Source organism: Thiohalobacter sp. COW1 (assembly GCF_016629505.1).
Taxonomy (GTDB): domain Bacteria; phylum Pseudomonadota; class Gammaproteobacteria; order Thiohalobacterales; family Thiohalobacteraceae; genus Thiohalobacter; species Thiohalobacter thiocyanaticus_A.
Genome location: NZ_AP024239.1, coordinates 3488324 through 3511701 on the forward strand (window position 1 = coordinate 3488324; position 23378 = coordinate 3511701).

Below are 23378 nucleotides of genomic sequence, written 5' to 3' on the forward strand. Positions count from 1 at the left end.
CGCATCCCATATGCTTGATATGCTGGAATAAAAAGGGTAGTTTTTGAAGTGGTGGGCAGAAATTATGGACTGCCCGGAGTTGGGATATATGGAAAATCGCCGTGTTATATCACGGCAAAGCTCCAGATACACACTGTTAGCGCTACTGAGACATAGTGATGCTTCTTTTAATAGCAATCGTTCTGCTTTTGACTGGAACATTGATGTACTACCGAACAGTTATCCGACTGCAGCAGTGCTTGAATGAGGCCGATCCGGAACGTGGAGTCATCTATAGGTTTTTTGCAGTTGATGAGATCTCTTTAATGAGCAACCCCGTGCGAATGTACCGTTTCATTTTTCACAAAGCAGATAAGGTTCTCGAAAATTCCGATGCACTTGCGGGGATAAGGAACAAATTTATTTCCTCTCTGTTCGTCTGTGGCATTGGGAGCGTGCTGGCAGGTGTGGATATTCTGCTGCGCTAACAAGTAGTTCCAGTACGTTCCGGGCCTTTGGCCCTCCACCGGATGCCCTTTTCGCTGCGCTACAAGGGCACCGCTGAACAAAAGCGTTATGTGTAAATAATTATGAAAAATGGATTTCTACATCTTACTAACTCGCTTTCATTATTTGAAAAGCTCAAATATGACTTTAATGAGTTAGAAAAAGATAGTAATGATGCGTACAAAGCATTCAATTTCTTTGTAACAGCAGAGCATTTACCAGACTGGGTTGGCGACACCAAAATAAAAGACAACAACCCCTATTTAAGGGTCTCGTCGCATTTGGCTACTGGTGCCAAACATTTCAAAGTCACAAACCCTAAAAAAGCCTCTGTCAGCAATACTGCAATTGACGTATATGTCGAAGACGGTTATGTTCATGACGGCTACTTCGAAACCGTACTTACTCTTGTCCTTACAGATAAAGAAGCTAAGGAACTCGGCGTAACATCAATACCTGTAATGGCATTGGCAGAAGAAGTACTGTCTTTTTGGAAGAAATATTTTGAAACTAACAACACATAACAAAACGGTCAAGTTCGCATGTGCAAAAAACGCACATGCTTGGACTCCGCTTACGCTCCGCCACTTACCTAAGCGTTATGCCCTTGAATGCCATCGAGTGCCAGCATGAGAAGTTACAGCGACATTGAGAAACAATTCATCTCGTTTCTTGTTAAGTCAGAGCGAGGACAGAGGAAACTCATGTCCTTTTTAGATGCCCACCTTGAGCGAACAAAGATTCGTATCGACCTCACCAAGACCGATGCAGAGTATCGGTTCGAGGTTGAAAAGGCATCAGATGAAGTCTTCGGTTGGATAATCAACAAGGTAGAAGATTTACAGGAGATAGTCGCAGTCCTAGTCGGCCTACTGGGCTACTTGCAGGCCCGTGGATACATCGCCTCGTACAAAGTAACCCCGGATGTTCATACATCAGTGTATGAATTTGGGCGGGGAATAGATAAAAACTTGAAACTGTCATCTCCATTTCCTGACAAAGACATTGCGCGCCTCGTAATCGATTTCGCATTTAAAGAAATTGTGCCACTTGATCCATTACGGGATTTGGAGGCACATGCCTTTGTCGCTCCCGAAGACCGCAGATTCCAAAAACAATATTTGCAAACAAACGTTGCAATAGTTTTGGCATTTGCTGTTGGTGCGGCAGGGGTTTGGTTGAGCTATTGCGCCCTGATGCAACAAAACGCGACATCTGCTGCGCAAGCTGAAAACGACAAAACGAACCATGCAGCTACCGAGGCGCGTTTTGCGGCGGAGTCGGCCTGGGTGAAAGATATTCAGTCTTTGTTGAAACAAATTGAGAAGGCAATACAAAGTTCGTCCAACAGCGGGCATAACAACGCGCTCAAGAGCGACCTCGGGGACGCTGCGCGCCCCTCGGCGCCTTAGCGCGAACGTTAGGTGCCAATAGGAATAGCAGATGCAGCATAAATACTATCCACCAACGTACCAGGAAAATCAGTTTCATTGTATTTATTGCAATGTTTTCGCTCGCCAATCCTGGTTCAGTCTTTATACCCATATGCATAGTAATGCTCGTGGCACCGATTTCGAGGCATCGGTATGTAGTCATTGTGGCGAACATACTTATTGGTACCAACAAAGAATGATCGTGCCATCTGATTCGCCAGTCCCACCTTCGCACCCAGATTTACCTGAGTCCTGTGAAGCTGAATACGAAGAGGCTAGATCTGTTTTTGGTCGTTCCCCTAGAGCTGCAGCTGCTCTATTGCGGTTAGCTGTTCAGAAATTAATGGCCGAACTTGGGCAAAGCGGAGAAAACATCAACAATGATATAAAGTCTTTGGTGGCAAGCGGGTTGCCAATTCAGGTTCAGAAAGCACTAGACTTTTGCCGGGTAGTCGGCAACAACGCAGTACATCCTGGTGAAATAGATCTGAATGACACTCCAGATATCGCACAAAATCTTTTTAGTATGATTAACTTTATCGTCGAAGATCGCATTACGCGGCCGAAAGAAATTGATGAGTTATATTCTCAACTGCCAGAAGGTGCAAGAGATGCGGTGCAAAAAAGGGATGGCGACGATAATGAAAAAGAAAGCACCTAACCAAGCGCCCCAGCCGACGTTGTAGTTCCCCCGCTTTAGTGGACACCTTCTGATAACTCAGGAGGTGTGAAAATGGCAAGATACACGCAACCCAGAAAGACCTGGCAATATACAAACGATTTCAAAGTTAAGGCGGTACGGCTTAGCTACCAGGAAGGAATTCAAGTCAAGCAAGTGGCTGAAGGGCTGGATATTCATCCTTTCATGTTGTCACGCTGGCGAAAGGAATACCGCGACGGAAAACTACAAGAGGATGGCCGGAAACGCGTGCGAGTGGACAAAGAGAAAACGACGATTAATCTACAGGATTTATCAGAGATTGATCGACTAAAACGGGATAACGAGCGCCTGAGAAAGGAGAACGATCTCCTAAAAAAGTGGCAACGGTATCTGGCGGAACAACATCAGAACGATTTGGATTCGTCCAAAGATACCGGGAAATCGGAGTGAGGTTTCTATGCCACTGGCTGGGCGTCTCCACCAGTGGCCTTTATGCTTGGGAGAAACGCCAAGCCTCGCAGCGCCACCAGGAAGATCAACAGCTCCTGAAGCATATATCGCGCATCTATTGGCGAAGCGAGGGTCGCTACGGGAGCCCCCGGGTCCATCAAGCCCTGCGACAACAGGGGGTATTGGTGGGCCGGAAGCGGGTAGAAAGGCTAATGCGAGGGGCAGGTTTGAGGGCCAGGGTGACGCTGGTCACGCGCCGTCAGCCAGGACTGATGCGCTTCAAGACGGCAGGCGAGAATTTATTGAAAGGCCTGGAAGCGCCCACGGCTATCAATCAGGTCTGGGTGGCGGATGTGACGTATTTGAAAGTCAATCAGCAATGGCGCTATCTTGCTACCGTCATGGATCGATATTCGCGACGGATAATAGGCTGGTCACTGGCAGCCACGCGCACGACAAAGCTCACTCAAGCCGCCCTGGCATATGCGCTGAAGAAACGAGGGCGTCCAAGCAACATCATTCTACATACTGACAGAGGAATTGAGTTTACCGGATATGAGTTCCGGGATCTGATGAAACAGCATGGCATTCGCCAGAGCTTCAACCGTCCGGGGCGCTGTACGGACAACGCGCACATGGAGTCGTTTTATCATAGTCTCAAAGGGGAGCTTGTTCGTGGCTCGGTATATAGACGGACAAGCACATTGCGCAGATCCCTGTCCCGATACATCAATCGGTTTTACAATGCGGTGAGGTTGCACTCGGGTTTGGGCTACCTGTCGCCGATAGAGTATGAACAAAAAACAGCGTGACAAACCGGGTGTCCATTTTATCGGGGGAATATCACGCAAACTACACTGCGCTTCGTTTGCGCCGCACAGCTTTATCGTTATGTGTAACAACAAGAGAGAGGTTTGAGAAATGAAGAGTATTACTAATTTATTCTTATTTTTTGTCGTTTGGCTGCCTATTATTGCGACTGCGAGCGATGATTACAAGATCACAGGGAAGTCAGGGATCATGCATTTCGTGGCTGTAGATGCCACACAAAAAGACAATGAAGATGTCTATCGCCTTGCGGTAGGTAATGCTTGTGCTGGTAAAGCAATATGTCAGGTTCAATTCTGGGTAGGTAGTGCGCCTAGCAAATTCCCATTAACGGATGCACAGGTAGAGTCAAAATTGGTGCAGTGGCAACAGAATCTTAATACCGGGCTCCGCCGTTGGTTAGTGAAATGCAGCTCATCAAATTTATTTTCAAAAGAAAGAGAGTGCATGTAACTGGTCTAGGAGTGCGAAGTGAGCTTGTGCATCGAAGTAACACATAACACGTCGCTCCATCCGACATCGGCGCTGACGCGCCTCCTCGGCTGAGCTAGGCGTTAGAACTCACGAGACCCAAAATAGTGTTGCTTGACAATACTAACGCGATACAATAGTATTCCTCGCTATGATCAAATCGTTCAAGGGCAAGGAAGCTGAGAAGATTTATCAGGGGTGCTATTCGAAGCGGATTCCCAAAGACATTCAACGCCTTGCGGCACGGAAACTGGAAATGCTCGCTGCGGCGAGCGATCTCAAATCATTGAGAATTCCACCGTCCAACCGTCTTGAAAAACTGAAGGGTGACAGGGCAGGTCAATACAGTATACGAATCAACGATCAATGGCGTATCTGCTTTATCTGGAAAGCCGGTGATGCTCATGAGGTGGATATCGTTGATTATCATTAGAGGTGTCAGTCATGGCTAAGAGAGATTTCGATCCCATTCATCCTGGTGAAATTCTGCTTGAGGAATTCTTGCGGCCCATGGGTATATCTCAATACCGCCTTGCAAAAGATATCAGTGTGGCGCAACGCCGTATAAGCGAAATTACCCAAGGCAAGCGGTCTATTACAGCTGATACGGCGTTGCGCCTCGGTCGGTACTTTGGCATGGAGGCGCAGTTTTGGCTCAATCTTCAGTCGCGTTACGATCTTTTGTGTGCAGAAGCGGAGCTCGCCAAACGGCTGGACAAAGAAGTTACGCCCCATGCGGCATAGAAAAGGGTACTAACCAGCCCATCATGCCGACAGGAAGATCGCGCGGCTTATGGGCGACGTTAGCAATCAATAGGAGTTCCGTAGTGGGTTGGTTTTATTTGTTGCTTGCTGGCTTATTGGAGATCGGCTGGCCCGTTGGGCTTAAGATGGCACAAATTTCAGAGACCCGCTGGACCGGAATTGGTGTTGCTGTTCTGTTCATGGGTATGAGCGGTTTCTTTCTTTTTCTCGCTCAGCGCTCAATCCCCATTGGCACTGCATATGCTGTTTGGACTGGAATTGGCGCGGCAGGCACTTTCTTGGTTGGGGTCATGTATTACGGCGATCCGGCGTCAATTCTTCGTTATCTCGGCGTCGTGCTGATTGTGGCTGGGGTAGCAACATTAAAATTGGCGCATTAAGTGCTAATAAGCTGCTCAAATTCGTTCCGGCCACAAAAGCTGTGGCCTCCACCGGACTCGCTAACGCTCGACGATTAGCGGGGCGTTAGCCGCTATCTATGAACCCGAGCAAAGTCGAAAGAACCAAAACCAAGAAGCTTACCGATCTTCCGAACATAGGTCCGGCAATGGCGCAGGTTCTTGAATTGATCGGAATCGGTGTGCTAAAGGATCTGGAAGGCCGTGACGCATGGGAACTTTATGAAACTCTATGTGAACGCAGAGGATCTCGCCAGGACCCATGCGTGCTGGACATATTCATGTCCATAACTGATTACGTCGGCGGAGGCTTCCCTAAACCGTGGTGGGCATATACAGAAGAGCGCAAACGCCGGTACGGTAGAATACTCAATGAAGGCCGAAATAAACGAGTACACGGCTGACAAGTCAGCCAGTCCGGCGTGGGCATTGATGAGCTTTGATTGCGCTACGCAGCTTGAACGTAAGCATTGAAACTTGGTACTTAGTCAAGTGTAGAATTCTTTTAGCCTGTTCCCGATAGGTGTCAGTGATTTTTACACTCATGCAAAAGGCAGACTGCGCAGCCAATAATATTATCCGAAAAACAATAAGCTGAAGTTATGGCATTATTGTTGCTGGGCTGATCACTTAGAACATTTAATAATTGGAGAAGAAAATGAAAAAAATCGTTTGTCTGTTTGTGTGCCTGTTTGTTGGAACAGCAAATGCAGGGTTGATTACAGTTGACTTCCCGAGCAGCACGTCAGCATCGACGGCATCAGCCGGGGAATATTTTTTTCTCACTTCACATTCCGTTCAGGAAACTTTTTCAGGCACTGGGATAAATGGCGTCACCTCACTCGACCTGTCGCTTGAGCTTGATTACAACAGTTTGAACGGCGGTGCGTTTGTTGATTTTGATGTGCTCATTAATTCCGTAACAGTCGGTAGTTTTTCATTCGTACAGACTGATGCGCTTGGATTATATGACTTCAGTTACAGTTTTCCGGAAATCATAGGGTCAGGAACATACGAATTGGCTTTGCAGGCTACCAATAATGTTCCTATTGGCCTTGGGTCCGTTGGGTTTTCCGAAACGAACAGCACTGCTGATCTGACAGGTGATGTTTCTGCGGTTCCGGAACCCGCAAGTATTGCATTGCTCGCGCTCGGGTTGGCTGGAATAGGGTTTTCGAGAAGAAGAAAAGCATCTTAACCTAGTGGTCATATTTAAAAGCCTCGTTCATTAACGGGGCTTTTTTTGCTGAACAAAAAAGCACTCGGACGAATAAAAGCAGCTTCGCTCCTGTCGTCGCATAGCTGCTTTGATTTGCCAATTGAAAATGGATTTCCCGCCGACTCCCTGCGAGATTTCCGAGGCCCTGGCTGACACCATTGGCGTACGCCCTGTCGAGTTGCTGGCTTGTGCGTGGTGTCATCGTGACTGCGCCAGGCACTGATGTGGATTTTGTCAGTCGTTTCTTTGCTCCAAAGGTGGGGATCCCAGAAGATCCCGTCACGGGTTCGGCTTATTGCAAGCCCGCGCCGTACGGGGCTGGAAAACCGGGGAAAACACAGTGTTCGCCAGCCAGGTACCCAGGCGTGCTGCCAGCCTTCCATGCGAAGGCAAGGACGACCCGGGTCGTGCTGGATGGAAGTGCCGTAATGTTCATGCAGGCAGAGATCGCCTTCGACGCCTGACAATGCTTGATCCCGGACGCATTTTCCGTTCACGTTGTTCGTTGCGAATACGCCGATTACGGCTGACATCATACGCACTCCCTGTAATAAGGCGTCCGGCACTCCTTCAATTGCCGGCCCGCCCGGCTGTATGTGCCGGCCGCTGAGTGCTGCCGGCCCCGTGCGTTTGCGGCACACGGGGAGGGGCGCGGCTGAATCCTCTCCGGTTGATTTGCATCAGGAAAGCGGGCTGGCATTCCCGTGAAAATCGTTTATGTTTTGAATGCCTGGATGGGTACGATGTCCAGCGCAAGGTTTCCCCGGATTGCACTGCACAAGGAGTGAGTCATGAGTAAGAATATGTTGAAGATTTCAGCGCTGTCCGTCTCGCTGCTGTTGTCTTCCGGGCTGGCTGTCGCCGCGGATCAGGACCGCGCCCAGGTCCAGGACCGGACCCAGCAGCAGGAGCAGGTCTACGGCAGCCAGCTGATGACCGAGCAGGAGCGCAATGAGTATCGTCAGCGCATGCGTTCAGCCGGTTCCGCCGAGGAGCGCCAGCAGATCCGTCAGGAGCACCATGAACGCATGAAGATGCGCGCGCGGGAACGTGGCGTCACCCTGCCCGACGAGCCGCCTGCCCGCGGCAGCGGCATGGGCAAAGGCGACGGTATGGGCCAGGGTAATGGCATGCACAAGGGCGGCGGTATGGGTCAGGGCGGAGGCATGGGCCAGAACCGCTGATCGCGCTGTTGTCTGACAACTGGTTCACTCAAATGTGTCCGGGGCTGCACCGTCTGACGGTGCGGCCCTTTCGTTGTGTCCGGCCCCGGCCGGGTGGCGGGCGTCCGGCGGCATGATTCCCCTGCCGGAACTGGGCGCCTTTATCGCCGCCTCGATCCTGCTCGGCCTGGCGCCCGGTCCGGACAATCTCTTTGTCCTCACCCAGTCGGCGTTGTTCGGGGCCCGGGCCGGTCTGCTGGTGGTGCTGGGGCTGTGCACCGGGTTGCTGGTGCATACCGCCCTGGTCGGCCTGGGGGTGGCAGCCCTGCTGCTCGCCTCGCCGCTGGCCTTTACCCTGCTTCGACTCGCCGGTGCCCTGTATCTGCTCTACCTGGCCTGGCAGGCCTTTACCGCCGCGGGAGCAAAGGGCCTGGCAGGCGGCCGTTCCAGCCTGCTCTCCGGGGGGCAGTTGTATCGGCGCGGCATTATCATGAATCTCACCAATCCCAAGGTCTCGCTGTTCTTTCTGGCGTTCCTGCCGCAGTTCGTCGCGCCTGAATACGGCCGGGTGGGCCTGCAGGTGGGGTTGCTCGGCGCGCTGTTCATCGCAGCGACCCTGTTGGTGTTCGGCGCCGTCGCCCTCCTGGCCGGGCGGCTGGGCGAGTGGCTGTCAGGTTCTCCCCGCACGCAGCGCTGGCTGCACCGGCTGGCCGGGTGCGTCTTTGTGCTGCTGGCGCTGCGGCTGGCATTGCCCACCGGAACGGTCTAGGCTTCAGAGGGTGCAGAGTCAGATTGCCTAACCGAGAATAAGGGAGAAACAACAATGAAAGATGTCCTTTTCTTCGACAGCATGCTCACCCCCAAGATCATCACCGTGGTTTACTGGCTGTTGCTGCTGGGGGTGCTGATCTCGGGGCTGGGTATCATGTTCAGTGGCCAGACCGGCGGTTTCCTGGGCGGCGTCGCGATGATCGTCGGCGGGGCGATCGGTGCGCGGATCTGGTGCGAACTGCTGATCGTGCTGTTCAAGATCCACGACAATATCAAGCGGGTCGCCCGGAACTGACCTTCTGGCCGTGCTCAGTCCGTCACCGCCTGCAGCAGCGCCAGCGGGCCGACGGACCTGATCCGCTCGAGTTGCCCGGCCTGCATCACGAACAACGATCCGGCAAAGCCCAGGGCGTTGACGGAGATGCCCTCGTGGCATTCGCGGGTGCGCGGCACGGCGAGCATCCAGTCGCGGGTCAGCAGCAGGTTGTAGGGGGCGGACTGGCGGGTCTCGTCGCCGAGGCTCAGCGCCTCGATGCCGATGGCCTCCAGCAGGGCGATATAGAGGCGGTACAGGTCGCCGTTCCCGCGCATGGCGTCGGGCCTCAGGCGCACGAAGGCATGCGGCAGCGGCAGGGCGGGGCAGCGGACGATGCGGCCGGGCGCGTCCGGGCCGTCGAGCAGCGGCGTGATGGGCACGGCCGGCCCGGTGCCGAGCAGCGGCAGGGGAATCCATTGCAGGTGCTTGTGCGTCTGGCTGGCGCCGGCCACCTGGCCGCCGTTGTAGAAGCCCAGCCCGCCCCGTTCGCGCATGCACCAGGCCAGGGCGCTGAAGTCCGCGGGCGTGAGCAGACATTCCTGGTGCTCGAACGCCCGGGTGACGAGCAGGATGTGATGCTCGATCACGTTGAACTTGTTGAAGATGCACAGGTGCCCGTGCCCGACGGCGCCAATGGTGAGATCCGCCTCGGGCGGCAGGAAGGGATTCGACGGTCCGGCATCATTCTGCGTCTGCCGGCGCTCTCTGTCCCTGGCCTTGCGTGCCAGGCTCGATACCCGGCGCACCACCCAGGTGACGCCGTCGCGTTCCAGCAGCGCCTGCTGCGTCTCGATCGGTTGCAGCGCACCGCGCTCGAGCGCATGCCGTTCGCGTTCCAGCAGCCGCGGCCAGAACTCGCTGTGGGCGAGTGCCGCGGTCCCGGGCCTGGTTCTCTCAGGGTGCATGGCGCTAGCCTACTACAGGAACGGTTGACCGCGGCAAGGGGTTGGCCTGGATCAATTGCGCCGATCGCCGCCAACCCTATGCTGTGTCCATGCCTCAACGGATAGAGACCCCCAGGCCGGCAGGGCGGCCGCGGCGGGTGCCGCATCACATTCTGTTCCCGCTGGCGCTGGGCTTCGGCGCGCTGGTGCCGCTGCTGTGGCTGGGCCTCGGCGGCAGCGTCTTCTGGCACGCGCATGAACTCCTGTACGGCTATGCCCTGCTGATGGCGGCGGGATTCCTGGTGACACGGGCGCGTCCCGCCCTGCTGCTCGGTCTGGTCGCCGCCTGGGGCGTGGGCCGATCGGCCGCCCTGGCACCGGCGTCGGTCGCGGCCATCCCGGCTGGCGTGGCGTTCCCGGTGCTGCTGGCATGGCTGGCCGGCCGGGCCCTGTGGCGGGGGGCCAAGCGGCCGGAGAACCGCATCCTGCCGCTGCTGCTGGTACTGCTGCTGGTGCTGGACGCGCTCTGGTGGCTGGGGGCGGTGCTGCAGCAGCCCCAGCTGCAGCAGCGGGCACTGCTCGGGACGGTGGATCTGTTCACCCTGATGATGCTGCTGATCGCCGGCCGGGTGCTGCCGGCGGCGCTGGGCGGCTGGCTGGAACGTCAGGGCATCGCCCGGCGCGATCACCGCCGCCGGGCCTGGGAACTGCCCCTGGCGGCGGTGATGGCGGGCCAGCTGCTGGGGGATCTGGCCGGCCTGGCAGACCGGGCCGGGGCAATGGCCCTGGCGGCGGCGGGCCTGGCGCTGGCCCGGGCGCGCGCCTGGCAGCTGGGCTATGCGTGGCGGCGTGCCGACCTGTGGCCGCTGGCGCTGGGGTATTTGTGGCTGCCGGCCGGGCTGGCGCTCAAGGGACTGGCGCAGATCACCGCTGTGCTGCCGCCCGGCCATGCCCTGCATGCCCTCACCGTGGGCGCGCTGGGGACGCTCACCCTGGTCATGTCGGCGCGCACGGCGCGCCTGCAGCGTCACCTGTCGCTGGCTGGGCTGCACCTGCTCGGCCCGGCCGTGGTGCTGGCCGGGCTGGCGGCCCTGGTCCGGCTGGCGGCGCTGCCGGCGACCCCGGCCAGGGCGGCGCTGTTGTGGTCGGGGGCCGGCCTGTGGTGCCTGGCGCTGCTGCTGGGGCTGTGGCTGCAGTGGCAGGCCGCCCGGGGCCGGTGAACCCGCTTCCCGTCGGGCTTGCGTTTTTGCCTGCGCGCCCGATACTCGCACCCTCAGCCCGCGCGAAGCATGGAGAACCCGCTTGGACCCGGATTTCGATTTCAAGGACATCATCGCCAACGCCAACGATATCGTGATCGTCACCGAGGTCGCGCCGCTGGACGAGCCGGGGCCCCGCATCGTGTATGTGAACCGGGCCTTTACCGATCTCACCGAATACACGCCGGAGGAGGTGCTGGGCAGGTCTCCGCGCATTCTGCAGGGGCCGGATACGGATCCCGCGACCCGCCGGCGCATTCACGCGGCCCTGACCCGCAACCAGCCGGTGCGCGAGGAGATCCTCAACTACAGCAAATCGGGGCGCAGGTACTGGCTGGACATGAACATCGTGCCCCTGGTCGATCCTGACGGCGGCGTGCGCTATTTCGCCGCCATCGAGCGTGACCTGACCGAGCGGGTGACGGCCGAGGCGATGAAGGACGAGTTCATCTCCACGGTCAGTCACGAGTTGCGCACGCCCCTGACCGCGCTGCGCGGGGCCATCGGCATGCTCAATCCGCAGGTGGTGCCGGAATTGACTCCGCAGGCACTGGAGTTGGTCGATATCGCTCAGCGCAACTGCGCCCGACTGCTGTATCTGATCAACGATCTGCTGGATATGGAAAAGCTCGCCTCCGGCGGCGTGCCGTACAGCTTCGCGCCCCAGGCCCTGGCCCAGGTCATCCGCACGGCGCTGGATATCAATGCGCCCTACGCCGACCAGCATGAGGTGCGTCTGGTGTTCGAGCCGCCGCGGGTGGATCTGCAGGTCATGGCCGACGAACAGCGCCTGCTGCAGGTGCTGGGCAATCTGCTGTCCAACGCGGCCGGTTTCTCCCCGCCCGGCGGCGAGGTGCGGGTGGACCTGCAGCCGCAGGATGATCGGGTGCGGGTCAGCGTCTGCGACGACGGCGAGGGCGTGCCGGAGAGTTTCGTGCCGCGCCTGTTCCAGAAATTCGCCCAGGCGCCGCTACGCTCGGGTGAGCGCCGCAGAGGTACCGGTCTGGGACTGGCGATCTCGCGCGGCATTATCGACCAACACGGCGGCGAGATCGGCTATTACCCGAACCGGCCGCGCGGCAGCTGCTTTTATTTCGTCCTGCCGCGCATCCAGGGCCAGGCCGGCGGCCGCTGAAACCGCTCTGGCAGAACCGTTGTATGAATGAAGCAATCCTCTCCCGCCCGGGCTGTCGCGAGTGCGCCGAAGGCAAGGCGCTCGAATTCGACTTCACCATGGCCTTCCAGCCCATCGTCGATCTGCGCGAGGGCAGGGTATTCGCCCACGAGGCGCTGGTGCGCGGCCTGAATCAGGAACCCGCCGGGCAGATCCTGGCCCGGGTCAACGACAGCAACCGCTACCGCTTCGATCAGACCTGCCGGGTCAAGGCCATCAGCCTGGCTGCGCAGCTGGGCCTGGAGGGTCTGCTGTCGATCAATTTCCTGCCGCATGCCATCTACCGCCCGGAGACCTGCATCCGGACCACCCTGGATGCCGCGCAGCGTTACGGTTTTCCGCAGGAACGGATCATCTTCGAGGTCACGGAGGGCGAGCAGGTGCAGGATCACGCCCACCTGATCGGCATCTTCGAGGAGTACAAACGGCTCGGGTTCAGGACCGCGATCGACGATTTCGGCGCCGGTTATTCCGGGCTGAACATGCTGGCCGAGTTCCAGCCCGACATCGTCAAGCTGGATATGGTCCTGGTGCGCAACATCCACGCCGACAAAGCCCGGCGTGCCATCGTTCGCGGCATTGCCGGTGTCTGCCAGGAACTTGATATCACCCTGGTGGCCGAGGGGATCGAGACGCTGGAGGAGAAGCAGGTGCTGCTGGATCTGGGGATTGTGCTGCAGCAGGGGTTTCTGTACGCCCGGCCGGCGTTCGAAGCGGCGGCTGAATTGTCGGCAGCGGCCTGCGACTGAGGCTTACATCAACCGCCGGCCGCAGCGCCCGCATTCGCGCTTGACCGCGATCAGGCTCCAGACGGTGAGGGCGATCGCGGGCAGCAGGAAAAAGGGCCAGTAGCCGTGACTGAGAAAGGCGATGGGAACCAGCCAGACCAGCAGTGTGGCAGGTATCAACCAGATGTTTTTCAATACGGGCGGTTGAGTATTCCCGCAATAGGCGCATTTGTGCATTGTAGTTCTTGCTGCAGGGCCGCCCTGACGGGCAGCCGGGTTGGTGGGCTCTGACGGCCCTGTCTCCCTCTGGTGCCAGCGAGATTGCCACGATCGCCGGCCTGCCGCAAGAACAGGTTCAATCCGGGGTTCAGTCGATATACTCGAACAGCTTCACCACGCGCTGCACCCCGCCGACGCTGCGCGCCTCTTCGGCGACGGCGTCGCCCTCGCGCCGGGTCAGCAGTCCCATCAGGTAGACGGTGCCGTTCTCGGTGACCACCTTGACCCGGGTCGGGTCGAAGCCCTCCAGGCCCCGGATGCTGAACAGGCTGGTTTTGACCTTGCCGGTGATCAGGGTGTCGCTGGAACGGGTCATCATGGAACTGGGCGCGGCCACGCTCAGTTCGTTGTAGACCCGCCTGACCTTCTCCACACCGGCCACGATCCGCTCGGCCCGCTGCTTGTAGCCCTCGGTGGGCGTCTCGCCTGACAGCAGCACCATCATGTTGTAGCTGGTCACGTTGAGGTGGGACTGCTTGTACAGTTCCTCGTCCTTGCGCAGGGCGCTCAGGGCCTTGAGTTCGATGGACTGGTCCTCGATCACGGTGCCGGCGGTGCGCCGGTCATGCACCACGGCGACGCCGGTGGCGGTGCCGCCCACCACCAGCGGGGCGCAGCCGTTGAGGACAGACAACGCGGCAACGGCAATGAATACGGATTTCAGGGCATGCATGTCAGTTCTCCTGTCCCAGTAACTGGTAATCGATCAGGTCGCACAGGCAGTGGATGATCAGGGTGTGCACCTCGCGGATGCGCGCCGCCGAGGTGACCGGCACCCGGATCTCGACGTCCTGGTTGATGAGCAGGTCCGGCAGCGCGCCGCCGTCGCTGCCGCCGGTCAGGGCCACCACCGTCATGTCGCGGTCGTGGGCGGCATGAACCGCCTGCAGGATCGCGTCCGGGCTGCCGCCGGCGGCGATCGCCAGCAGTATATCCCCCGGCGCGCCCAGTGCCGTGACCTGGCGGGCAAAAACCGACTCCCACCCGAAGTCCTCCGCGATCGCGGTCAGCGTGGGGCCGTCGGTGTTCAGGGCCATGGCCGGCAGGCCAGGACGCGCCAGTTCGAAGCGGCTGAGCATGGCGGCGGCGAAGCGCTGGGCCTCGACGGCGGCGGCGCCGCTGCCGCAGCTGAGGATGCGCCGCTCATCGAGCAGCGCCCGCAGCATGGCCTCGGCGGCATGGGCGATGCCGGGGGCAACCGCTTCCATGGCGCTCTGCTTGGCGTGGATGCTGTCGTTGAAATGCTGGGTGATGCGGGCAAAGAGATCCATGGTTTTTTCTGTATTCGTATTCGTCAGCCGTCATCGGCGGAAAAGGCATTGGCCAACCAGTCGACCTGTGCGCCGCCGGCAAGTTCCCCGTGCACTCCGACCACGTCGAAGCGCGGCGCATAGCCGGCCAGGCGCGGATGGGTGAGCAGAAAGTGCGCCGCGCTGCGGATGATGTGCCGGCGCTTGCGCCGGTCAATGGTATCAAAGCCGTGTCCGAAGCGCGTGCTGCGGCGGTAGCGCACCTCGATGAAGGCCAGGCTGGCGCCATCGAGCATGATCAGATCGATCTCGCCCGCGCGGCAGTGATAGTTACGGCTGACCAGTTTCAGTCCCCGCTGCTGCAGGTAGCGGAGCACGTAGCGCTCCACCGCCTGGCCGCGGGCCCGGGTATGGGTCGGGGGTTGCTGCATCGGACTCATCCTTGAGTGGCAGTGGGGGAGTGGAGACCGCGCCGGCCTCCGTGGCCGGCGCGGGGATGACGGGCGGCAGCGCCTCCGGGACGCCGCCCCGGAACCGGGCCCAGGCCAGATCGCGGTGGATGCGGCCGTCCGCATCCAGGCTCAGCGTGCCGCTGGCGCCGGCGTGCGGGCCGGTCAGGCCGCCGGGGTTGGGACCGGACAGCCAGGCCAGCAGGTGCAGGGCATCGTGGCCGAAGGCGTAGAGGCGCGGGTACTGGCGGCTGGCCTCGGGCCAGAGCCGCTCGGTGGTGGTGCGCAGCGGCGCGAAGGCGGGATCGAGCAGCCAGGGGGCATCGCAGAAGCGGATGTCGTTCATGTCCTGGTCGCGGTCGCGATCGACGTGGCCGGTGAAGCTGTGCGAGGTGCTGTACAGCGGCAGGTCGCTGGCGTGATGAAACCGGAACAGGGGCCGGAGCAGACGCGCGGTCTCGGGCCGGGCCAGCAGGAAGACGAATTCGGCGTCCTGGCGCCGGCGCGGTTCGAACTCCACCTGGCGGCCCAGCAGCCGCACCAGCCGGGTGCGGCGGGTCTGACTGGCGTCCAGGTTGAGCAGGGTGCGGACCTGGTCCGACAGGCCGCGGGCCTCGCGGCCGTAGTACTGCACCTCCAGCAGGTCGCCGCCCAGTGCCTCCCAACGCTCCAGAAAGGCGCTGAACACGCGCTCACCCCAGGTTCCCTCCGGCACCAGGGCCAGGGCCCGGGTCCTGCCGCTGTGGAAGGCGCGTTCGGCCACCTGTCGCGCCTCGTCCTCCGGCGCCAGGCTGAACTGGAACAGGTTGGCGGGCAGTTCGCCGGCGTCGGTATCGGGGATCCAGTTCAGGGCCAGCACCGGCACCTCCAGGTGCCCGGCGCGGGCCAGTTCGGCGACCGACTCCTTGCTCAGCGGGCCGATCACGAATTCCGCGCCCTCGCGGATGGCCTGCTGATACAGGGACCAGGCGCGGCCCGGTTCCTCGCCGATGTCGTAGAACCGCAGCCGCGGCCGCGGGTCCACGGTGTCCAGGCTGTAGTGGGCGGCGAGCAGGCCGTTGCGGATGGCCTCGCCGGCCTCGCCCAGGCGGCCCGACAGCGGCAGGATCACGCCCACCTGGCCGGGATAGCGGCCGCGTTCGGCGACCTGGGCCTGCAGGCGTTCCAGCGTGGCGGCCAGTACCGGATGGCGCGGATTGCGCAGACGCCAGTCCCCCAGGGCCTGTTCCAGCGCGGCCGGCGCGCTCTGGTGACGGCGGGCCAGTTGCACCAGTTCCATCCAGCCGCCGAGCACCGGGTCGGCGGCCGGACGCAGCATGTCCAGGGCCCGGGGGTCGAGGCGGGACAGGGCCGCGATGATGGCCTGCTGATTGGCCTCGCGCTCGGCGGCGTCCTCGAGCAGGCCGTCGAGCCAGATGCGTTCGCGCGCGCTTTCCAGGTGATGGTTCTGGCGGGCGTAGGCCGTGGCCCGCAGCCGGTGCTGGCGGCGCTGCTGCTCCAGGCTCGCCGTCTCGGGCGGGGCCTGTTCCAGCTGCGCCAGGGCCGCCGCCGCATCGTCCCCGGCCAGCGCCAGGGCCGCGCGGCGCAGATCCAACCGGAACCGCGTCAGGGGGTCGGTCGCCAGCGCGGCGATGTCGTCGAGCAGCAGCCGGGCCTGCTCCAGCTCGCCGTATTCGATCAGGAGGTCCGCGGCCTGCAGGCGGTAGTCGAGGGCGCGCTCGGGCGGCGCGGTCTCCGCCGCCTGCAGGTAGAGCTGCACCGCCCCCTGCGGGTCGCCGGCGGCCAGGCGCGCTTCGGCCGCCGGCAGCGTGACCGGCGCCGCCACCGGGGCCGGGGCCTCGCGCGGCGGCTGGCCGGCGCAGCCGGCCAGTGCGGCCAGGACGAGAAGGATCAGTAACTGCGGGATCCGGAAGAGGGCAGTGGACCGGGGAAGCGGGGTCACGATGGATGCGGGCTCCGATGTTCTCTCATAAACCCGGCAATTCAATATCGAGCAAGTTCTGATCGATTTCCTATTCGTCATGCCGGCCTTCGGCGGCATGACGGCGCGATCAGAGTTTCCTCAGATTGCCGGGTTGATTATTGTACCCTCCTTTATCGGGACGATCGAATGGATGCCGGCATGCGGCGGAGAGGACAATGAGTGAGACGGGCGGTGTGCTGTATGTGGTGGCCACGCCGATCGGCAACCTGGGCGATCTCAGTCAGCGGGCGATCGAGACCCTGCGCACGGTCGATCTGATTGCCGCCGAGGATACCCGCCATTCACGGCCGCTGCTGCAGCATTACGGCATCCGCACCCCGTTGCAGTCCTGTCATGAGCACAACGAGGCGCAGGTCAGTCCGCGTCTGGTCGAACAGCTGCAGGCCGGACAGCGCATTGCCCTGATCTCGGATGCCGGCACCCCGCTGGTCAGCGATCCGGGCTATCAGCTGGTGCGCGCGGCGATCGAGGCGGGGGTGGCGGTGCTTGCCGTGCCCGGCCCCAGCGCCCTGGTCGCGGCGCTGTCGGTGTCCGGGCTGCCCACCGACCGCTTCCGCTTCGAGGGCTTCCTGCCGGCAAAGGCCGGCGCGCGCCGGGAGCGCCTGCAGGCACTTGCCGCCGAGACCGCCACCCTGGTGTTCTATGAATCCAGCCATCGGATCCAGGCCTGCCTGGCCGACATGGCCGCGGCCTTCGGCGATGCGCGTCACGCGGTACTGGCGCGCGAACTGACCAAGCGGTTCGAACAGACCGAGCGCGGGGCCCTGGCGCATCTGCTGCAGTGGCTGGAGGCAGATGCCAACCACCGCAAGGGCGAGTTCGTGGTGATGGTGCAGGGGGCGGAGGCGGCCGCCGGGCAGGACGCGGCCGAGACCCGCCGCATCCTGGAGCTCCTGCTCAAACAGCTGCCGGTCAAACAGGCCGCGGCAATCGCCGCCGAGATCACCGGCGAGCGCAGGAACGCCCTGTATCAGCTGGCGCTGGAGTTCGGAAACGACAAGCCTGAATGATGCGTAGGATGGGTGAAGGCGCAATGCGCCGTAACCCATCTCCGGCCCGCCGCGATGGGTTGCGCTGTGCTCCACCCACCCTACAGGCTGTGGCGCTGGCGTTGGGGGCTGTATAACGGGGTGTCGGGCAGGCTACCGCGTACCCCGTAGGATGGGTGAAGGCGCATGCGCCGCAACCCATCATTCAGTCGCGCCGCGATGGGTTGCGCTGCGCTCCACCCATCCTACTCGAAATCTATGCGGCGTCTCCGTGCAGCTCCCGCGCAATCAATCCGAACTCGTACTCCCCCGGCTGCAGCGGAATCCGCACCCGGTAACCGCCGCCGGGGGCCTCCTGCATCGGGTTGCCGCCGCTGTCCTGCATTGAATCCAGCCGCAGCCGGCGGTTGCCCTGCGGCAGGATCAGTTCCAGTTCGTCGCCGATGCCGAACTTGTTCTTGACCGCCACCTCGGCCAGGCCGCTGGCCGGGTCGTAGCCGCTGATCTCGCCCACGAACTGCTGACGCACCTGGTCGGAGCGGCTGCTCAGATAGTTCTGATAGTCCTGATCGGCGTGACGCTGGTAGAAGCCGTCGGTGTAGCCGCGGTTGGCCAGGTTGTCGAGCGCATTGAGCAGGTCGGGGTCGAAGGGCCGGCCGGCGACGGCGTCGTCGATGGCGGCGCGGTAGACCTGGGCGGTGCGGGCGACATAGTAGTGCGACTTGGTCCGGCCCTCGATCTTGAGGCTGTCGATGCCGATCTCGACCAGGCGGTGGATGTGCTCGATGGCGCGCAGGTCCTTCGAGTTCATGATGTAGGTGCCGTGCTCGTCCTCCTCGATCGGCATCAGCTCACCGGGGCGCTCCTTCTCCTCGATGAAATGCACCGGCGCATCGTTCAGCGTCACCTCTTTCGGCCGGGCGTCGCCGGCGGCATCGCGTTCGCCCTCTTGGACCTGGTAGTCCCAGCGGCAGGCGTTGGTGCAGGTGCCCTGGTTGGCGTCGCGGTGATTGAAATAGCCCGACAGCAGGCAGCGTCCGGAGTAGGCGATGCAGAGGGCACCGTGCACGAACACCTCCAACTCCATGTCCGGGCACTGCTGGCGGATCTCGGCGACCTCGTCCAGCGACAGCTCGCGCGACAGGATGATGCGTTTGATGCCGAGCTGCTGCCAGAAACGCACCGCGGCGTAGTTCATGGTATTGGCCTGCACCGACAGGTGGATCGGCAGTTCCGGCCAGCGCTCGCGCACCAGCAGGATCAGCCCGGGGTCGGCCATGATCAGGGCGTCCGGGCCGAGCGCGACCACCGGCTCCATATCCTTGATGAAGGTCTTCACCTTGCTGTTATGCGGCAGGGCGTTGCTGGCCAGAAAGAACTGCCGGCCAGCGGCGTGCGCGGTCTCGATGCCGCGCTGCAGGTTGTCCAGGCGACTGAAGTCGTTGTTGCGTACCCGCAGGCTGTAGCGCGGCATGCCGGCATAGACAGCGTCGGCGCCGAAGGCCAGGGCATAGCGCAGGTTGTTCAGGGTGCCGGCCGGGGCCAGTAGTTCGGGGCGGTTCATGGTGTGACGGCCTGTGGGTATGGGCTGCGAATTCTAGCACTCTATCCGACTTGGGCGGGAGTCACGCAGAGGACGTTTATGCCCTATGGGTACAAAGACGCAGAGGTTTTTATAACGAATTCTGCATTTATGCCGTCATCCCGGCGCAGGCCGGGATCCAGAAACCGCCGCGGTCACTGGATTGGGGCATGTGCCGGAATGACGGGGAGTTTTTGTAGGTCGGGTTAGCCCGCAGGGCGTAACCCGACGGGATCCGCGTTTGTGTCGGGTTACGCTGCGCTAACCCGACCTACCGGGCTGCGTCCTGTGCGTTGTTATCGCCATGCCGTGACAGCGCCCACGCCACATGCTCGCGCACCAGCTCCGAGGAATGATCGGACCGCGCCTGCAGCGCCGTGATCACTTCAGCCGATGTCGGCGCATTGCCCAGCGCCACGGCGATGTTGCGCAGCCAGCGTTCATGGCCGATGCGGCGGATGGCGCTGCCCTCGGTGCGATCGAGAAAGGTCGCCTCGTCCCAGCCGAAGCATTCGATCAGCCCGGCCGTGTCCAGGCCGTGGCGGGGCTGGAAGTCGTCCTCCGCCGTCAGCTGCGCGAAGCGGTTCCAGGGGCAGACCAGCTGGCAGTCGTCGCAGCCGTAGATGCGGTTGCCCAGCAGCGGGCGCAGCTCGACCGGGATCGGGCCGTGCAACTCGATGGTGAGATAGGAGATGCACAGGCGGGCATCGAGCTCATAGGGGCCGACGATGGCGCCGGTGGGGCAGGCATCGAGGCAGCTGCGGCAGGTGCCGCAGTGATTGTCGCCGGGGGCGTCCACCGGCAGCGGCAGGTCGGTGTAGAGCTCGCCCAGAAAGAACCAGGAGCCGGTCTGCTTGTGGATCAGGTTGGTGTGCTTGCCGATCCAGCCCAGGCCGGCCTGTTCGGCCAGGGCCTTTTCCAGCACCGGCGCGCTGTCGGTGAAGGCGCGGTAGCCGAACGGGCCGATCGCCTGCTCGATGCGTTGCGCGAGTTTCTGCAGCCGCTTGCGCAGCAGCTTGTGATAGTCGCGGCCCAGGGCATAGCGGGAAATGAAGGCTTGCGCCGGCGACTGCAGCACGCTGTCGGCATCGGCCGCGTCGGGCCAGTAGTTCAGGCGCGCCGAGATCACCCGCAGGGTGCCGGGTTCGAGTTCGGCCGGCCGGCTGCGGCGGGTGCCGTGACGGGCCATGTAGTCCATCTCGCCGTGGCGGCCGGCGGCCAGCCAGTTCAGCAGGTGCGTCTCGGCCTCGGACAGGTCGGTGCCGGTGATGCCGATGCGGTCGAAGCCCAGTTCCGCGCCCCAGGACTTGATGTCGCGGGCAAGCTGGTCGAGGTCGGTAATCGCGGGAGTGACGGACATGGGCGGGGATGCGGGTATGCTGGGCTTGTCATATGATGGCGACGTAATGATAGCCACGAAACCCACGAAATCCACGAAAATTCAGACTGTATTCACGGCCGGGCTCTGCAAGCCTGGCAATGACAGGCACATCCCTTTAACTTAACGCGATTATCGCAGTGGATGGTGGAATTAATCGCGTCCCGTCATTCCGGGCCCGGCCTGCGCCAGTGCAGGCTGCGGTCGCGATACAGTTGCCGCCGCGGTCCCTGGATCCCGGCCTGCGCCGGGATGACGGTAATAGTCGGCTCAAGTTAAGTGCCATGCATCCCTGAGTTGCTTCTGGCCATGATTTTTAGTGGGTTTCGTGGATTTCGTGACCATTCAGTCTAACCCGCGGGTCAGGTGGATATGCAAACCGGTTGTGAACCTCTGTACAGCGCCGCCCAGGTGCGCGAACTGGACCGCCTCGCCATCGAGCAGCGCGGCGTGCCCGGCCATGAGCTGATGACGCGCGCCGGCGCGGCCGCCTTTGCGGCGCTGCGCCGGCACTGGCCGGAGGCGCGGCGGGTGCATGTGCTGTGCGGCGCCGGCAACAATGCCGGCGACGGCTATGTGCTGGCGCGGCTGGCGCGGGCGGAGGGCTGGTATGCCAGCGTGGGCTGGCTGGCCGATCCCGCGCGGCTGCAGGGCGCTGCCCGCACCGCCTGGCAGGATGCGGTCGATGCCGGGGTGAGCGTCGCCCCCTTCGAGCCGGGGCGGCTCACTGCCTGTGAGGTGATTGTCGACGGTCTGCTGGGCACCGGGCTGCAGCGCGAGGTCGCAGGCGACTGGGCCGCGGCCATCGAAGCGGTCAATGCCAGCGGGGTGCCGGTGCTGGCGCTGGACATCCCCTCGGGCCTGGCCGCCGACACCGGCCGGGTGCTGGGCACGGCTGTCCGCGCCGCCCTGACCGTGACCTTCATCGGCCGCAAGCTCGGGCTCTACACCGGCCAGGCGGCGGACCATGTCGGCGAGGTGGTTTTCGCCGGGCTGGAACTGCCGGCCGATCTCGCCGCGGATATGCCGCCGCAGGCCTGGCTGGCCGGATATGACCAGGCCGCGGCCCGGCTGGCGCCGCGGTCGCGCACGGCGCACAAGGGGGCGTTCGGCCATGTGCTGATCGTCGGCGGCCGGCCCGGCATGGGCGGGGCGGCGCGTCTGGCCGGCGAGGCCGCGGCCCGGGTGGGGGCGGGGCTGGTCAGTGTGGCCACCGATCCCGGTCATGTCGCTGCCGTGCTGGCGGCCCGACCGGAACTGATGGCGGCCGGCGTGGACGGAGCGCCGGACCTGGAACCGCTGCTGGAACGCGCCAGCGTGATCGGGCTGGGGCCGGGGCTGGGCCAGGGCCGCTGGAGCCGGGCGCTGTTCGAGCGGCTGCTGCGGGCCGAGCAGCCGCTGGTGCTGGATGCCGATGCCCTCAACCTGCTGGCGGCCGCGCCGCTGCGCCGCGACGACTGGGTCCTCACGCCGCACCCCGGCGAGGCCGCGCGCCTGCTCGGGACGGACACCGCCGCGGTCGAGGCCGATCGGGTGGCCGCGGTGCAGCAACTGCAGCAACGCTATGGCGGTGTGGTGCTGCTCAAGGGGGCGGGCAGCCTGGTCTGTGACGGCGCGGTCGTCTGGATCGCTGCCGGCGGCAACCCGGGCATGGCCAGCGGCGGCATGGGCGATGTACTGACCGGTGTGATCGCCGGCCTGCGCGCCCAGGGCCTGACCCCGGCCGAGGCCACGGTGGCCGGGGCCGTCCTGCATGCCGCCGCCGCTGACCGGGCCGCCCGCGACGGCGAGCGCGGGCTGCTGGCCGGCGATCTGCTCACACCGCTGCGCGCCCTGGTCAATCCCGGACAGGATCACCATGCCGCGCACGATTGAACTCGACGGCGAGGCCGCCATGGAGGCCTTCGGCGCGCGCCTGGCGCAGGCGCTGCCGCCCGGGCTGCAGATCCATCTGCAGGGGGATCTGGGCGCCGGCAAGACCACCCTGGTGCGTGGCTTCCTGCGCGGTCTCGGTCACAGCGGCAGGGTCAAGAGCCCGACCTACACCCTGATCGAGCCCTACCGGATCGGTGAGCGCCAACTCTACCACCTGGATCTGTACCGCCTGGCCGATCCCGAGGAATTGGAATTTCTCGGAATCCGCGACCTGTTCGACCCGGGCGTGACCAGCCTGATCGAGTGGCCGGAGCGCGGGGCCGGGTTGCTGCCGCCGCCCGATCTGCTGATCCGCATCGAGCACCTCCCGGCGGGCCGGCGACTGTGGCTGGAACCCGGCCCGGCGCGGCGCGCGGAACTGGAATCCGGGCTCGATGCGGCCATGTGAGTCCGGAATCCGCCGGATGCTGTCCCAATGCCTTAGACCGGTTTCACAGGTTTGCCCTATATCCCCTCGATATGGAAAGAAAAACACTTGAATTTCGCCGCTGTGCGGGTTAAATTCAAAGGGAATATCACCCGCAAG

29 protein-coding genes are annotated in these 23378 nt (G+C 62.0%); 21 read left to right on the forward strand and 8 right to left on the reverse strand.

Annotation, left to right across the window (positions count from 1 at the left end; translation table 11 throughout):
- The first annotated feature begins 203 nt into the window (after positions 1 to 203).
- The 15 genes from COW1_RS16555 (at position 204) to COW1_RS16625 (ending at position 8940) form a co-directional block, all read left to right on the forward strand.
- Positions 204 to 467 (forward strand): hypothetical protein, encoded by a 264-nt coding sequence (locus COW1_RS16555; RefSeq protein WP_201344854.1) that lies wholly within the window; start codon positions 204 to 206, stop codon positions 465 to 467.
- Between the two features lie 102 nt (positions 468 to 569).
- Positions 570 to 1010, forward strand: coding sequence for a hypothetical protein (locus COW1_RS16560; RefSeq protein WP_201344856.1), 441 nt, complete (start codon positions 570 to 572; stop codon positions 1008 to 1010).
- A gap of 105 nt (positions 1011 to 1115) precedes the next feature.
- Entirely contained in the window at positions 1116 to 1898 is a 783-nt protein-coding gene (locus COW1_RS16565; protein ID WP_201344858.1) for a hypothetical protein, read from the forward strand.
- A gap of 31 nt (positions 1899 to 1929) precedes the next feature.
- A complete protein-coding gene (locus COW1_RS16570; RefSeq protein WP_096366945.1) occupies positions 1930 to 2580 on the forward strand; it encodes a DUF4145 domain-containing protein in 651 nt (216 codons plus the stop codon).
- A gap of 72 nt (positions 2581 to 2652) precedes the next feature.
- Positions 2653 to 3842, forward strand: a protein-coding gene (locus tag COW1_RS16575) for an IS3 family transposase (protein WP_201344860.1) whose coding sequence is annotated in 2 segments (ribosomal slippage) — positions 2653 to 2950 and positions 2950 to 3842 — 1191 coding nt in all. Because the reading frame shifts where the segments join, the coding sequence is not laid out codon by codon here.
- Between the two features lie 109 nt (positions 3843 to 3951).
- Positions 3952 to 4311, forward strand: a complete 360-nt coding sequence (locus COW1_RS16580; protein WP_157745665.1) for a hypothetical protein — start codon at positions 3952 to 3954, stop codon at positions 4309 to 4311.
- Positions 4312 to 4480: 169 nt separating this feature from the next.
- A complete protein-coding gene (locus COW1_RS16585; RefSeq protein WP_096366942.1) occupies positions 4481 to 4762 on the forward strand; it encodes a type II toxin-antitoxin system RelE/ParE family toxin in 282 nt (93 codons plus the stop codon).
- An 11-nt stretch (positions 4763 to 4773) separates the two neighbouring features.
- Entirely contained in the window at positions 4774 to 5073 is a 300-nt protein-coding gene (locus COW1_RS16590) for a HigA family addiction module antitoxin (RefSeq protein WP_096367609.1), read from the forward strand.
- 83 nt (positions 5074 to 5156) lie between these two features.
- Complete coding sequence (locus COW1_RS16595; protein WP_096366941.1) at positions 5157 to 5474, forward strand: multidrug efflux SMR transporter; 318 nt, start codon at positions 5157 to 5159, stop codon at positions 5472 to 5474.
- Positions 5475 to 5572: 98 nt separating this feature from the next.
- Positions 5573 to 5896 (forward strand): helix-hairpin-helix domain-containing protein, encoded by a 324-nt coding sequence (locus tag COW1_RS17295; RefSeq protein WP_201344862.1) that lies wholly within the window; start codon positions 5573 to 5575, stop codon positions 5894 to 5896.
- A 254-nt stretch (positions 5897 to 6150) separates the two neighbouring features.
- Positions 6151 to 6690, forward strand: coding sequence for a PEP-CTERM sorting domain-containing protein (locus COW1_RS16605; RefSeq protein WP_201344864.1), 540 nt, complete (start codon positions 6151 to 6153; stop codon positions 6688 to 6690).
- A gap of 278 nt (positions 6691 to 6968) precedes the next feature.
- On the forward strand, positions 6969 to 7175 hold the full coding sequence (locus COW1_RS16610) for a PhzF family phenazine biosynthesis protein (protein ID WP_242466551.1): 207 nt from the start codon (positions 6969 to 6971) through the stop codon (positions 7173 to 7175).
- Between the two features lie 327 nt (positions 7176 to 7502).
- Positions 7503 to 7895, forward strand: coding sequence for a hypothetical protein (locus tag COW1_RS16615; protein WP_201344868.1), 393 nt, complete (start codon positions 7503 to 7505; stop codon positions 7893 to 7895).
- A gap of 112 nt (positions 7896 to 8007) precedes the next feature.
- Positions 8008 to 8643: a LysE family translocator gene (locus COW1_RS16620; protein ID WP_201344870.1), complete on the forward strand. Its 636-nt coding sequence runs from the start codon at positions 8008 to 8010 to the stop codon at positions 8641 to 8643.
- Between the two features lie 54 nt (positions 8644 to 8697).
- Positions 8698 to 8940 (forward strand): DUF4282 domain-containing protein, encoded by a 243-nt coding sequence (locus tag COW1_RS16625; RefSeq protein WP_201344872.1) that lies wholly within the window; start codon positions 8698 to 8700, stop codon positions 8938 to 8940.
- Positions 8941 to 8954: 14 nt separating this feature from the next.
- Here the strand turns inward: COW1_RS16625 and COW1_RS16630 are convergent, their stop codons facing one another.
- A complete protein-coding gene (locus COW1_RS16630; protein ID WP_201344874.1) occupies positions 8955 to 9866 on the reverse strand; it encodes a hypothetical protein in 912 nt (303 codons plus the stop codon).
- Between the two features lie 89 nt (positions 9867 to 9955).
- Between COW1_RS16630 and COW1_RS16635 the strand changes: the two genes are divergently transcribed.
- From COW1_RS16635 to COW1_RS16645, 3 genes are all read left to right on the forward strand, one after another.
- Positions 9956 to 11065 carry an NnrS family protein gene (locus COW1_RS16635; RefSeq protein ID WP_201344876.1) on the forward strand — a complete coding sequence of 370 codons (1110 nt, stop codon included), beginning with the start codon at positions 9956 to 9958 and terminating at the stop codon, positions 11063 to 11065.
- A gap of 82 nt (positions 11066 to 11147) precedes the next feature.
- Positions 11148 to 12239 carry a HAMP domain-containing sensor histidine kinase gene (locus COW1_RS16640; RefSeq protein ID WP_201344878.1) on the forward strand — a complete coding sequence of 364 codons (1092 nt, stop codon included), beginning with the start codon at positions 11148 to 11150 and terminating at the stop codon, positions 12237 to 12239.
- Positions 12240 to 12262: 23 nt separating this feature from the next.
- Positions 12263 to 13027 (forward strand): EAL domain-containing protein, encoded by a 765-nt coding sequence (locus tag COW1_RS16645; protein ID WP_201344880.1) that lies wholly within the window; start codon positions 12263 to 12265, stop codon positions 13025 to 13027.
- Between the two features lie 3 nt (positions 13028 to 13030).
- Here COW1_RS16645 and COW1_RS16650 read toward each other — a convergent pair whose 3' ends face one another.
- The 5 genes from COW1_RS16650 to COW1_RS16670 all read right to left on the reverse strand — a co-directional run bounded on the left by COW1_RS16650 (position 13031) and on the right by COW1_RS16670 (position 16926).
- Entirely contained in the window at positions 13031 to 13186 is a 156-nt protein-coding gene (locus tag COW1_RS16650; protein WP_201344881.1) for a hypothetical protein, read from the reverse strand.
- Positions 13187 to 13373: 187 nt separating this feature from the next.
- Complete coding sequence (locus tag COW1_RS16655) at positions 13374 to 13958, reverse strand: BON domain-containing protein (RefSeq protein ID WP_201344883.1); 585 nt, start codon at positions 13956 to 13958, stop codon at positions 13374 to 13376.
- A gap of 1 nt (position 13959) precedes the next feature.
- Positions 13960 to 14556 carry an SIS domain-containing protein gene (locus tag COW1_RS16660; RefSeq protein ID WP_201344885.1) on the reverse strand — a complete coding sequence of 199 codons (597 nt, stop codon included), beginning with the start codon at positions 14554 to 14556 and terminating at the stop codon, positions 13960 to 13962.
- A gap of 23 nt (positions 14557 to 14579) precedes the next feature.
- A complete protein-coding gene (locus tag COW1_RS16665) occupies positions 14580 to 14966 on the reverse strand; it encodes a YraN family protein (RefSeq protein WP_242466455.1) in 387 nt (128 codons plus the stop codon).
- Positions 14866 to 16926, reverse strand: coding sequence for a penicillin-binding protein activator (locus COW1_RS16670; RefSeq protein WP_201344890.1), 2061 nt, complete (start codon positions 16924 to 16926; stop codon positions 14866 to 14868). Before COW1_RS16670 ends, COW1_RS16665 begins: the two co-directional genes overlap by 101 nt.
- Before the next feature lie 197 nt (positions 16927 to 17123).
- Between COW1_RS16670 and rsmI the strand changes: the two genes are divergently transcribed.
- A complete protein-coding gene (rsmI, locus tag COW1_RS16675; RefSeq protein ID WP_201344892.1) occupies positions 17124 to 17978 on the forward strand; it encodes a 16S rRNA (cytidine(1402)-2'-O)-methyltransferase in 855 nt (284 codons plus the stop codon).
- 235 nt (positions 17979 to 18213) lie between these two features.
- Here the strand turns inward: rsmI and yegQ are convergent, their stop codons facing one another.
- Both yegQ and queG read right to left on the reverse strand, forming a co-directional pair.
- Positions 18214 to 19521, reverse strand: coding sequence for a tRNA 5-hydroxyuridine modification protein YegQ (yegQ, locus tag COW1_RS16680; protein ID WP_201344894.1), 1308 nt, complete (start codon positions 19519 to 19521; stop codon positions 18214 to 18216).
- Positions 19522 to 19810: 289 nt separating this feature from the next.
- Positions 19811 to 20899 (reverse strand): tRNA epoxyqueuosine(34) reductase QueG, encoded by a 1089-nt coding sequence (queG, locus tag COW1_RS16685; protein WP_201344896.1) that lies wholly within the window; start codon positions 20897 to 20899, stop codon positions 19811 to 19813.
- A 390-nt stretch (positions 20900 to 21289) separates the two neighbouring features.
- Between queG and COW1_RS16690 the strand changes: the two genes are divergently transcribed.
- Both COW1_RS16690 and tsaE read left to right on the forward strand, forming a co-directional pair.
- Positions 21290 to 22792, forward strand: coding sequence for an NAD(P)H-hydrate dehydratase (locus tag COW1_RS16690; RefSeq protein WP_201344898.1), 1503 nt, complete (start codon positions 21290 to 21292; stop codon positions 22790 to 22792).
- Positions 22776 to 23240, forward strand: a complete 465-nt coding sequence (tsaE, locus tag COW1_RS16695; RefSeq protein ID WP_096366923.1) for a tRNA (adenosine(37)-N6)-threonylcarbamoyltransferase complex ATPase subunit type 1 TsaE — start codon at positions 22776 to 22778, stop codon at positions 23238 to 23240. Before COW1_RS16690 ends, tsaE begins: the two co-directional genes overlap by 17 nt.
- The last annotated feature ends 138 nt before the right edge of the window (positions 23241 to 23378 follow it).